The 12,399-nt window shown below is 61.6% G+C and carries 9 protein-coding genes; 2 read left to right on the plus strand and 7 right to left on the minus strand.

What is annotated here, in order from left to right:
* Positions 1-71: 71 nt before the first annotated feature.
* From amaB to leuA, 3 genes are all read right to left on the minus strand, one after another.
* On the minus strand, positions 72-1,577 hold the full coding sequence (gene amaB, locus AC2YB9_RS12435) for an L-piperidine-6-carboxylate dehydrogenase (protein WP_487265657.1): 1,506 nt from the start codon (positions 1,575-1,577) through the stop codon (positions 72-74).
* A gap of 4 nt (positions 1,578-1,581) precedes the next feature.
* The gene (locus tag AC2YB9_RS12440; protein ID WP_487265658.1) at positions 1,582-2,673 is read right to left on the minus strand and encodes a saccharopine dehydrogenase family protein; all 1,092 of its coding nucleotides are present in this window, start codon (positions 2,671-2,673) and stop codon (positions 1,582-1,584) included.
* Positions 2,674-2,808: 135 nt separating this feature from the next.
* Entirely contained in the window at positions 2,809-4,536 is a 1,728-nt protein-coding gene (gene leuA, locus AC2YB9_RS12445) for a 2-isopropylmalate synthase (protein ID WP_487265659.1), read from the minus strand.
* A 157-nt stretch (positions 4,537-4,693) separates the two neighbouring features.
* Between leuA and AC2YB9_RS12450 the strand changes: the two genes are divergently transcribed.
* Positions 4,694-5,674 carry a glutathione S-transferase family protein gene (locus tag AC2YB9_RS12450; protein WP_487265660.1) on the plus strand — a complete coding sequence of 327 codons (981 nt, stop codon included), beginning with the start codon at positions 4,694-4,696 and terminating at the stop codon, positions 5,672-5,674.
* Here the strand turns inward: AC2YB9_RS12450 and AC2YB9_RS12455 are convergent.
* From AC2YB9_RS12455 to AC2YB9_RS12465, 3 genes are read right to left on the minus strand one after another with little or no spacing between them, the layout of a single operon-like run.
* Positions 5,671-7,893 (minus strand): transglutaminase TgpA family protein, encoded by a 2,223-nt coding sequence (locus AC2YB9_RS12455; protein WP_487265661.1) that lies wholly within the window; start codon positions 7,891-7,893, stop codon positions 5,671-5,673. The genes AC2YB9_RS12450 and AC2YB9_RS12455 overlap by 4 nt on opposite strands.
* Positions 7,880-9,124, minus strand: coding sequence for a DUF58 domain-containing protein (locus tag AC2YB9_RS12460; RefSeq protein WP_487265662.1), 1,245 nt, complete (start codon positions 9,122-9,124; stop codon positions 7,880-7,882). The genes AC2YB9_RS12455 and AC2YB9_RS12460 overlap by 14 nt, the downstream gene beginning before the upstream one ends.
* A 28-nt stretch (positions 9,125-9,152) precedes the next feature.
* Positions 9,153-10,127, minus strand: coding sequence for an AAA family ATPase (locus tag AC2YB9_RS12465; protein WP_487265663.1), 975 nt, complete (start codon positions 10,125-10,127; stop codon positions 9,153-9,155).
* Between the two features lie 63 nt (positions 10,128-10,190).
* Between AC2YB9_RS12465 and AC2YB9_RS12470 the strand changes: the two genes are divergently transcribed.
* A complete protein-coding gene (locus AC2YB9_RS12470; protein ID WP_487265664.1) occupies positions 10,191-10,646 on the plus strand; it encodes a flavodoxin family protein in 456 nt (151 codons plus the stop codon).
* A gap of 54 nt (positions 10,647-10,700) precedes the next feature.
* On the opposite strand, the gene AC2YB9_RS12475 is transcribed toward AC2YB9_RS12470, so the two are convergent.
* Positions 10,701-12,395, minus strand: a complete 1,695-nt coding sequence (locus AC2YB9_RS12475) for an SAM-dependent methyltransferase (protein ID WP_487265665.1) — start codon at positions 12,393-12,395, stop codon at positions 10,701-10,703.
* Positions 12,396-12,399 lie beyond the last annotated feature (4 nt).

A 12,399-nucleotide genomic window follows, 5' to 3' on the forward strand; every position in this document is an offset into this window, starting at 1 on the left:
ATTTCGGGGCCAAAACGTCTCCCCCAAGGACTTCGTCCAGGGCGGCGCCCCAACTCAGCGCGTTGGTGAAATTAGACGAATTCGACGCCCTGAGCCAGCGGCAACTCGGTCGAGTAGTTAACCGTGTTGGTGGCGCGGCGCATGTAGGCCTTCCACGCGTCCGAGCCAGACTCACGGCCGCCGCCGGTCTCTTTCTCACCACCGAACGCACCGCCGATCTCGGCGCCGGATGGCCCGATGTTGACGTTCGCGATGCCACAATCCGAGCCGGTCGCGGCCATAAATTGTTCGGCCTCACGGACGTTGAGGGTGAAGATCGACGAGGACAACCCCTGGGCCACCTCATTATGCAAAGCCAGCGCATCGTCGAAATCCGAGTAGCCCAACACATACAGCAGCGGCGCGAAGGTCTCGGATTTGACGATCTCGGTCTGTTTCGGCATATCAATAATGGCCGGTCGTACGTAGAAGCCATCGCCATCGACCGTCGCACGCTCCCCGCCGGTGACGACGGTGCCACCATCGATCTTCGCCGCGTCGATCGCCGCGGTGAAGCCGTTGTAGGCGGCCTCGTCGATCAGTGGTCCGACCAGCGTCGAATGCTCTAGCGGGGATCCGATCGGCAACGTCTCGTATGCGGTCCGCAGCCGGTCGACCAGATCGGCCCGGATCGATTCGTGAACGATGATTCGACGCAACGACGTACAACGCTGGCCAGCAGTGCCGACTGCCGAGAAGACGATGCCGCGGACTGCGAGGTCAAGGTCAGCCGAAGGTGCAACGATGGCAGCGTTATTGCCGCCCAATTCGAGCAGCGAACGGCCGAGGCGGGCTGCGACGCGGGGCGCGACGTGTTTGCCCATCCGGGTGGAACCGGTGGCCGAGATGAGCGCGATGCGCGGATCGTCGACAAGGATTTCACCGACCGTGCGGTCACCGATCAAGACCGCGGAGATGCCCTCCGGCGCACCGACCCGACGGGCGGCTTCGGCGACCAGCGCTTGGCACGCAATGCCCGTCAACAGAGTCTTCTCGGACGGCTTCCAGACGACCGCATCTCCACAGACGAGTGCGAGCGCGGTGTTCCATGACCACACTGCGACCGGGAAATTGAACGCTGAAATCACGCCGACAACGCCGAGCGGGTGCCATTGCTCCATCATGCGGTGGCCAGGCCGTTCGGTGGCGATTGTGAGCCCGAACAGTTGACGTGAAAGGCCGACTGCCAGGTCGCAAATGTCGATCATTTCCTGGACTTCGCCGAGTCCTTCGGACACAATCTTGCCGGCCTCGATCGAGACCAACGCACCGAGATCATCCTTGTGTTCGCGCAGTAACTCGCCGAGTTCGCGAACGAGATTGCCCCGAACCGGGCCGGGCACCGATTGCCAGGTCTCGAATGCGCTGCGAGCTTGCGCAATCGTGGCCTCGACTTCGGCCGGCGTATGCGAGTGGAGTCGTCCAAGTTCGCTGCCGTCAATCGGCGAGCGGGCGATCATGTCGCCGTCGGCGGTGAACGGATCGCCAGCGCCGAGTGCGGTCAGGATCTCCTGGGTGCGAGTCGCAATGTCAGTCACGTTGTCAGACCTTTCCGAGTGCTTCGAACCGTGCTCCGGCCTGCGTCGAGAACAGGTCGGCAAGCTTGATGTCTTCTTGCTTAATGAAACCGGCCTGTGGCAACCGGCCGTCGGCGACCAGTTCAACGACCGACACAATCGACGCGGCTGTCGTCCAAGAGATTGCACGCCAGCTGCGGCCGTTGATATCGATCGGCTTGTAGCCACGGACATAGTTTTCGCGGAACGGCATACCGTTCTTGATGCCTTCGACCGCCGCATGGAGGTAGACGATGTCGTCGTTGACCGGCGGCTTGGCCGCGACCAGCAACTCACCGGCAAGCTCGGGACGATCACGCAGGCCGAGTTCACTGAACAGAAAATGCATCTGCTCGAAATGGCCTGGATAACGCATGGTCTTGTAGTCAAGGCGCTGCACGCGGCCCGCATAGGTCTCGCACATCGTGCCCAGGCCACCCGATGTCAACGCTGCTTCCAACTCGATGCCGCCAATCACGACGCGCTCGGTGTCAGTCATCGCCGGAACCATCTGCCGGCGGCCCGATCGCAACACGTCACAGTCATTGAGATATTCATTGACGACGCCGTCGGCCGACCAGTTGAACGCATAGCCCAATAGCCCGGTCGGGTTCTGCGGCAATGCGCCCACCTTCAACTCAATTGAACGAATTTGGTCGAACCCTTCGGCCAACGACGCGCCGATGATGCCGATCAGGCCCGGTGCCAGCCCACACTGTGGCGCGAAGACCTTAGCCGCCGAGCCGCTCTGCTCCGCCGCCAACTCGATAACACGATTTGTGGTCGGCACATCTTCGGTGAGGTCGAAGTAATGAACTCCCGATGCGCCCGCTGCCTCCGCCACCTCGATGTTGAGGAAGTACGGCAAACACGACACGACCGCGTCAACACCACGAAGTGCCTCGCGTAGCCCGGCTGCATCTTTCACATCAAGCGGTTTGGTTTCAAAGCCAAAGCCCTCACGCGGAGCGGCGTCATAGCCGACGACCTTGAAACCCGAATCGGTCAACAATGTTGCGACGAGTTCGCCGACCTTGCCCAAGCCAAAAACAGCGACCTGATTAATGCTGCGTGCCATGATTCCTCCTACGCGGCCACGATGGATCACATCGCGGCGAGACCTGCGCCGAAGGGTGATCGGCGTCACTTCTAGCGTATCGCGGCACCGACCAGTTTGGTGTACCGGGCGGTACAGTCGCTCATGAAGATTCGGCTACGGGATGGTGATGGCCACTGCCCGGTTGGCTGCCGACACCACAGCGCGAAGCGACGCGGTCACGATGCTCGCGTGAATGCCGACGCCCCAGACGATCTCGTCGCCGATTTCGCACTCGACATAGGCGGCGGCCATAGCGTCGCCACCCTCGGACAACGCATGCTCGCTGTAATCAAGGACGCGAATGTGGGCGCCAGCGCTGCGCATCCCGTCGACGAATGCCGCCACCGGTCCGTTGCCCTCGCCCTTGAACGACTGAACCTCGCCGCGGACCTTGAGTTGGACAACCTGCTCATCGAGTCCCTCAGGATTGGTCGTCGAGGTGAAACTCTCCAATTCGTACGGGGTTGTCTTGTCGAGATATTCCGCCACGAATGACGACCAGATGGCCTCGGCCTCGATCTCGCCAGCTTCACCCTCAGTCAAACCTTGGATGACGCGGCTGAACTCAATCTGCAAGCGACGCGGCAAGTCCAACTGGTGATCAGACCTGAGGATGTATGCGACGCCGCCTTTGCCCGATTGGCTGTTGACGCGGATCACGGCTTCGTATGAACGGCCGACGTCGAAGGGGTCGATCGGCAGGTAGGGCGCTTCCCAGTCGACTTCCCGCACTGTTTTGCCCTGTTCAGCGGCGATGCGTTCGAGGTCTTCGAGCCCCTTCTTGATCGCGTCCTGATGCGAGCCGGAGAACGCCGTATAGACGAGATCACCGGCATAGGGGTGCCGCGGATGGACCGGCAGGCCAGTGCAGTATTCGACCGTACGACGGACCTCATCAATGTCAGAGAAGTTGATCTGCGGATCGATCCCCTGGCTGAACAGGTTCATGCCCAGCGTGACGAGATCAACGTTGCCGGTGCGTTCGCCGTGGCCGAACAGGCAGCCCTCAACGCGGTCCGCGCCAGCCATCATGGCCAGCTCGGTGGCCGCGACCGCCGTGCCACGGTCATTGTGTGGGTGCAGCGAAATCGCGGTGAATTGGCGCCGTGTCAGCTGCCGGCCGAACCATTCGATCTGATCGGCATAAATGTTGGGGGTGGCAACTTCGATGGTCGCCGGCAGATTGAGGACGATCTCTCGGCCGTCTTCGGGCTGCCAGACGTCCGAGACTGCTTCGCATACGTCGACCGCGAATGGCATCTCCGAACTCGTGAAGATCTCCGGCGAGTATTCATAACCGATCACGGTCTTGCTCAGCTCGGCCTCGGCATACTTCATCACCATTTCGGTGCCGCGAGTCGCGATCGCGCGTACCTCGTTCTTGTCACCATGGAACACCACGCGGCGGAACAGCGGCGCGATCGCGTTGTAAAGGTGGATCGTGGCGTGCGGTATGCCGATGAGCGACTGGACGCTCCGCTCGATCAGGTCTTCGCGGGCCGGGGTCAGGACCGAAATCGTGACGTCCTCAGGAACAAGTTCGTTCTCGATCAAGTGGCGCACGAAGGAAAAATCGGTTTCGCTGGCCGACGGAAAGCCGACCTCGATCTCCTTGTAGCCCATCTTGACCAGCAGCTCAAACATCTTCATCTTGCGGGCTGGGGTCATCGGATCAATCAGGGCTTGATTGCCATCGCGCAGATCCGTGCTCAGCCAGCGTGGCGCCTGCGTCGTGACATTGCTCGGCCACGTGCGATCAGGCAGATCAATTGGCGGGAAGGCGCGGTAACGCTGGAATGGCATTCCGCTGGGTTGCTGGGTGTTGGTGCCTGGCATCTTCATGCTGTCCTCGCTTGCGGTTCGTTCAAAAAAGTTTGTCTGGGTGAAAAATTTTCAGCCGGTCATGACAAACTCCGCGTCGAGGGGTCCGGCTAAAGGACCTCGGCGCGGCAAGGAAGGAGGAGGCTCGCAAATCGCATAACAACTCTAGAGTAGCAGCATGACCGAACCAAGCAGCACGGGTTCTAGCACCGAACCAAGCGCCGAATTTCGTCGCGACACGGCCTACATCGAGGACCGCATCACGCGCGACGCGACGAAAGGCTGGCCAGTTGAGGCCGGCCGTTATCGACTCGTCGTCGCGCATGCCTGTCCGTGGGCCAATCGAGCGACGATCGTACGCCGTCTGCTGGGCCTTGAGGACGCCATCTCGATCGGCATCTGTGGACCGACCCACGACGTACGCAGTTGGACATTTGACCTCGACCCGGGCGGAGTCGATCCGGTCTTGGGCATCGAGCGGATCCAGCAGGCATACTTGACGCGTTTCCCCGATTATCCGCGTGGCATCACGGTGCCCGCGATCGTGGACGTGCCAAGCGGTGGCGTGGTGACCAACGACTTCGCTCAGATGACGCTCGACCTCTCCACCGAATGGGTCGAGTTCCACCGCGCTGGGGCACCGGACCTCTATCCCGAAGGCCTACGGGCAGATATGACGCCGGTCATGGAACGCATCTACACCGAAATCAACAACGGCGTCTACCGGTGCGGATTCGCAGACTCCCAAGCGGCCTACAACGAAGCCTATGACCGGCTCTGGACCGCGCTGGATTGGCTCGAGAAGCGGCTCGCAACACAACGCTTCTTGATGGGCGACACGATCACCGAGGCCGATGTCCGACTGTTCACCACGCTCGCACGGTTCGACGCGGTCTATCACGGGCATTTCAAGTGCAACCGCAACAAACTGACCGAGATGCCGGTTCTGTGGGCGTATGCGCGCGATCTCTTCCAGACCCCAGGTTTTGGCGACACGATCGACTTCGATCAGATCAAAACGCACTATTACGTCGTCCACACCGGCATCAACCCCACTGGCATTGTGCCGAAGGGGCCCGATGAGTCGGCATGGCTGACCCCGCACGGACGCGAATCGCTCAGCGCTCGCCCGTTCGGCGACGGCACTCCCCCGCGCTAAGCGGCAATCGGCCGTACGGTGATTGCGCGTCGTCCGGCCAGCGACGCCGGCAGGAACCTCGCCTTGATCCGCCCGGCACTGCTGGCGCCTAGGTTGAGTGATGCCAGCACCGCATGCACGTCAGCAATGCAGGTCCCAGAGCCGCCGGTCCGGGCATAACGCTCCCGCTCGACGGCGGTCAGAAGTCTCGTCAACGCCGCAGTGTCGACCTCAGGGCGCTGCGCGAGTTCTGCGGCGAAAACGTGCGGACTTTCGGCTGCGGTCACGTAGATCCCGTAGTCCCGCGCTGTGCATTCGAGCTCGACCCACAACCGCTCCGCCGACTGGCCGGAGTTACGCAATCTACGCCGCCGCTGCCAGCGGCGGATCAGCAGCGGACTCAACATGATCACCAGCAGGCCGCCGAGCGCTACCAAAAGTTGCCCGTAGGCCGCTGTTCCGGAGGCGGTTGGCGTCGGCGCGGCGGAGAAACCGGCGTCGTCCGGCCGATTGCGTGCGGACATTGTCGCCAACTGGGCCACGCGGTCAGGCGACACCAGTGCGCCAGGCGCAACGGCGGGATTGAATTCGGGCGAACCCACCCCCGGTGTTGGATCGAATGAGAGCCAGCCAACCCCGGCGAAGAACAACTCAGGCCAGGCATGTAGATCACGACTCGTTACTTCATAGACGACGTCCCCGGATTTCGTATGACCAAACGGATCGCCTGGCGCATACCCAACCGCGATACGAGTCGGGATGCCGAGCGTACGGGCCATGACCGCCATCGCCGAGGCGAAGTGCACGCAATAGCCGCTCTTGGCTTTGAGGAACTTCGCAATCACCGTGACCCCGGAGCCGTCATAGCCAGCCGACACCGGCGCGGTCTCCGAATAGGTGAAGTCGCCGTTGCGGAAGAATTCTTGCAGCGCGAGCGCCCGGTCATAGGCGGTGGTCGCCCCAACGGTGACCGCTCGCGCCGTACGAGCGATAACCGGATCAGTGCCCCTGGGCAGGTGAATATACGGCTCCAAATCCGCACTGATCACGGTGTCGGATGCTTCTAGTTGATCCCGCGTGGGCTCAATCCTCAGGCTCGACGCTCGATAGGTCTGATCCTTCGACGAAGACGTCTGGGATGAGAGTGTGCGGCCCTGAGAGTTCCACTGCCATTTGCCCGTAGCACCCTGAGTTCGCACCGCCGGGTACGGAACCGGCAGCATCGGGCTGCGCAGTCCGGTGATGGTGATGTCGGTATTGACCAGCGTTCGCTTCACCTCGGGCAAAAGCGTCACGAGGCCATCGGTGCCGGCAAACTTCGCGCCGGTGCTGGGCCGCCACACCTTGCCGTTGAAATCCAGCAGATTCGCGACCTTGAGGTAAGGCGCCTGTTGCGCGCTGGTCGTGTAGGTGAGGGCCTGCACCGGATTGCCGCGACGCAGATTTTGTCCGAGTTCGACCATCGGATTGATGCCTCGGTCGAAGGCACCCGGTGGCCCGTCGCCCCATGACATCGGAAGGTTTGGAACGTGCGGTAGAACCGGTGGCAGGCCGATGCTCAGTGCCAGTGCGGCGACGGCAACAACTACCGTCGACGCCATCCCACCCGCTGTTTCGTACGATTTCGCGCCCTGCCGGTGGCGGGTATCAATTCGCAGCAACATCAGCCAGAGCGTCGCGATGCCGATGAACACCCATAAATTGGGTTTGTCCCCAGTGATCGCAGACGGAAATACATAGACGCCGAGCAGTAACGCACCGGCTGGCACCGCGCGGCGCAGCCCGAGCAGTACGAAGTCGAGCAGCAGTGCCAATAACCCGAAGCCAGCGACCACCAGGAACACCACGGCCTGCGAGTCGGTGACCGGCGGTTGCTCGAACCACGTGATCCGCAACCCAGTGGACAGAAGCCGCCAGAGCGCACCGATGCTCGAGGACGTTGGCAGCAGCACGTACGTGCTACCCGGCGCGAACAGCCAGATGAGGCCAAGCAACCAGGCAATCGCGCCGCCGACCCAGGGGAACGCTATGCCCAGACTGCGCAGAACAGCGCAACTGATGAGCACCACGGTGGCAATCAGGAGCGCCTCCGGCAACCACCGCAGCGATTGCACTACCGCGTTATAGGACACCAACAGAAGCGGGATCGCAAGCAGCAGGATCGCGGACGTATACCAATCCGCAGGGCTGGCCTGCCTGCGCAACCGCGCCCGGATGCTCGGGGTTTCAGGGCGCAACATGGAAGTCCCTGACGTCAAAATCAAGCCACAACTCGGCGACGTCATCGCGAGGCCGATAGGTCCGACATTTCCAGCCAGCCGCGCTGAGCGTCTCAAGCGCCGTGCGCGGGGATCCGGCAGCGACGAACGCGAGCCCGGTGGTGGTGTTGAGCCGCGACCAGACCAACGCCCTGTCGTCATCGACCCGGCCAAGTATTGCGACCACCGGACGTTCATTCGGCCCGATTCGTGCAATGTCTTCCGCAGTCACCCGTCGCGGTTCAACAATCGCTAGATCGGACAGGACGTTCTCGATCGCGTCCAGCCCATCAGCGATCGACCGCTCAATGGGTCCACCTGGCGCCATGACATTGACGACATAGCCGCGCTTGGCCAGATGCGTTGCCACCGACGCAGCGGCCGTGATCGACCATTCGAAGGCCGGCGAGAACGACCACACACCGCGATGATCACGGATGACATCATGGGCACCGGCATCGAGGTCGAGCAATACTGTCGCCTCCGGCTTGTCGTATTGCTCCTCCTGACGGACCATGAGCATGCCGCGATGCGCGGTCGCCTTCCAATGCATACGCCGCAGCGAATCACCGGACAGATAGTTGCGCGCGATGACGTCATCATCACCGATCCCTGCGTTGCGGGACGCAGGCCGTGAAGCGCCGGAAGTGTTGGCGGTACCGAACGAGATGTCGGCAAGGTCTACTTGCCGCGGCAGCACGGTGAGTTGCTGGGTTTCGCCGAACGCACGATTACGGGATACTAGGCCGAATGGATCGGGTACGCGAACGATAAGCGGGCCGATGTCGAACCGGCCACGGCGTTGGCCCCAGAGCGGATAGCTGAAGCGGGTGTGTGCCAGTGCGGTATGCGCGCCACCGAGTGGTGCGAGCAAGCCGCCAGCTTCGCCCGAAATTCCAGCCGCCAGGGTGTCCTGCCACGTTGCTGCGAGACTCGGCAGTGCCGACAAATTGGTGAAGGTGACGGTCGCAGTCGCCTCGGCACCGGGCCGAACCAGTTGGGGGCTGAAAGCGCGGGTGATGCTCACCTGCGAATGACCAGCGAGCACGAATATCGCGCCGAACAGAAGCAGCCCCAGCAGCAGGCAGGCGACGTAGGTCAGTGCGGCGACGTCTAGAATCCGTGCGGCCAAGAACCCCACCAGCGCCGCGAGTGCGAAGCCCCGACCGCGACCGGTCAGGCGCAGTGAACGTATGCCGCCCACGGCCCGCATCGTCCACCTGTCCCGGCTGTCCACGCCGCTATCGCCTGCGGGTTAGGTCCGGCTTGAGGCTGCCGGTGGGTACGACTGTCTCGGCCACGATGCGCTGCACGATGTCGGCGACCCGCGGCGCGTGTTGGGCGGGGATCAACCGGTGGCAGAGCACCGGTCCGGCCAGCGCGTCGATATCGTCCGGCAACACGAAGTCACGGCCCTGGACAGCCGCCGAGGCCTTCGCCGCGCGAATCAATTGGAGCGTCGCGCGCGGACTCGCGCCGAGCCGCAATTCGGGATCGAGGCGCGTCGCCTGCGCGATGTCCACGCAGTATTGTTCGACCGCGGCAGCGACGTGGATCGACCGGGCCCAGCGGATCATCTGCTGGACCTGCTCGATGTCGATGACTGCCTCGATGAGGTCGATCGGATTATCCGCATCGCGGCCCTGGATCATTGCCAGTTCAGCGACGGCATCGGGATAGCCCATCGAAATCCGCGTCATGAAACGGTCACGCTGCGCCTCCGGCAGGGCATACGTGCCCTCCATCTCGAGCGGATTCTGCGTCGCAACGACAGTGAACGGCGTGCCCAACTGATGGGTTGTCCCATCGACGGTGACCTGGCGCTCTTCCATTGCCTCGAGCAGCGCCGATTGGGTCTTGGGTGAGGCTCGGTTGATCTCATCCCCGATTACAATATTGGCGAACACCGCGCCCGGCTTGAACTCGAAGTCGCCATCGACCTGGTTATAGGCCGCGACGCCGGTGATGTCCGAGGGCAGCAAATCCGGCGTGAATTGAATGCGACGCACTGAACAGTCAACCGATCGGGCCAGCGCTTTGGCCAGCATTGTCTTGCCGACCCCGGGGACGTCTTCAATGAGCAGATGCCCCTCGGCGAGCAACGTCACCAACGCGATCTGGACCGCTTCAGGCTTGCCGTCGATCACCGTTTCGATATTGCGGATGATCGCGCCAGCAGCGTCATGGAACTTTGATGAGTTCTGCGCGGTGGCCATGCAACCCCTCCTGTGCCGATCCTAACCGCTGAACTCGGGCTTGAGAACGGCTAACCTGTGCAAATGACGAGGCTGCTGGTTGTCCATCACTCCCCCACTCCGAATGTTGAGTCGATCACCGCGGCGGTGCTTGCTGGCTGCCGTGACGAAGCCATCGAAGGGGTCGAGGTCGTGGTTCGCCCGGCGCTCGAGGCCAATATTGCCGATGTGCTTGCGGCGGACGGTTATCTGCTTGGTACGACCGCCAATTTTGGCTACATCTCTGGTGCCCTGAAGCACTTCTTCGATACGACCTATAACGCGGTCCGCGAGCCGACCGCGAAGCGACCGTTCTCGTATTGGATCCACGGCGGCTATGACACGACCGGTGCCGAGCGGGCAATGGAGGCCATCACGACCGGCCTCGGCTGGACGCTCAGCGCTGATCCGCTGGTATTCACCGGCGAAGTGACCGATGCCCACCTTGAGCAAGCCACCGAGCTCGGCGGAACGCTTGCGGCAATGTTGATGCCCGTCTGACTGCCGCCTTCAAGGCCCATCGGTGACGCAGCGCCCAGATGGCCTCGAGTGATGTCAGGCCCGTCGCATTCGACGCGCTCGACGCACCAGACGACGACCAGACCGTTTGGCGCTACTGAAGACGGTGCTTGACGAGGCACCCTTGCGTGCAATGACTCGGTACAGAGCAGGGTCCTCATCCTTATAAACTGAGAGGCCAGTGCCTTCCTGCTCTTCGAGCACGGAGAAACCAAACCGTTCACTCAGCGATCGACCGAATGCGGGGCCATTCTGGAAGCGCCGGTAATGCTTGGTGTAGGTCTTGCCCTTCGACTCGTCCTTGTCTGTCCGGAACTCCGCAGCAAGGTAATCGCCGCGCCGAGCACCCTCAGCCAGCGCCAGCATCAAGTTTTCCTGCACGTCTTCGGGGATTGAGTGCAGGAAGAAGCGGAGATAAAACATGATCGCCTTGCCACCGGCTTGTTCTCTCGCGTTGTCGATCGTCTTACGAACACTCGCCACATCCGACACATCGCATGTGGTGAACCAGAGATGATCGCTCAGGCCGGCTTGTTCAGCCTTCTTGGCAGCATGTTTGACTCCCACAGCCGAACGATCGAGCCCAATGGCTCGTCGACCGGCCTTCGCAAATGCGAAGCTGTCACGTCCGTCCCCTGACCCGATGTCCATCACCAGTTGGGGAATATCAGCGCGCGCGTTGACCTTATCGAAGAAAGTTGATCCCGCGGTGAACTCATTGCGGGCGTAGAAATTCGCCCAGTACACAGCTTCGCGGTCCGCCGCTGGAACCAGTCCTGTTCTATCGCGTTTGATTCGCGCCTCGTTCCACGAGAATCCCGCCTGTGGAATCTTCCAGTTCTCACCGTATAGGTGACTAGCAAGCTTGTCCCCGTTAGCTGGGACCGCGACATCATGGCCGGCCATCTGCGCCCCATCGATTCCTTGCCATTCATCGCGGCCAAACTCGTCGTGCCCAGCCCGCCCAAACGGCAATGCGAGGTGGTTGTCATTGTCAAAGTAGATGTGGAAGAGGTCGATCCGCAAACTCGGATCCGTCGAGTCGTGGATGTGCAGAGCGGAGAACCTGCACTCCACATCTAGGCCAGCGTCGATCAGAGCAAAGGCCACGTCGCGAAGCTCCGCCGCAGCAGTCGGGCCATCGGAGTGCTCCGAGAGGTAAGCCGCATCGAAATCGTTATCGTGCCCGATGAAGCCACCCTCGCGCACCTGACCCAGCAAACTTCCGTAAAATACAAAGATGTCGTAGCCGGTGGCTGCCTTCACGACCTTTGCAACATCGTCATACATTCTGATGACGTGGGCTTGCCATTGAGTATCGAGCTTCTTCGATAGCCGCAACCGTCCCGACCGGTCGAACACGAAGCCGTCATCGAATTTTTTGCGCAGATCTTCGACGGTGAACTCGCCATCGGTCCCGCGGCGTTTGAACATCCCTTTGCCTGCGATCGGTATGTGCGTGCCGTCAATTCGGAAACTGACCTGATCGGTGACGCCGACATAGGACCATAGGTCTCGAATCTCGAACAGGAAGCCCTTGGCGTCGCCGTTAGTGTTGACCTTTGACGGATGATCGGCCCAAGTTGTCATGACCACGAGGTCATTGAGGCACATCTCAACACGAACGGGAAAATCATCAGCATCGCCGGCCACCCAACCGGACGCCCGCCGCAATGTCAGCGTCTCGACCATGGCGTTGAGATCAGAGGCCTCATTTGTTGTGCTTTTCATCGCT

It is taken from the genome of Aeromicrobium changchenzhani (assembly GCF_057586615.1).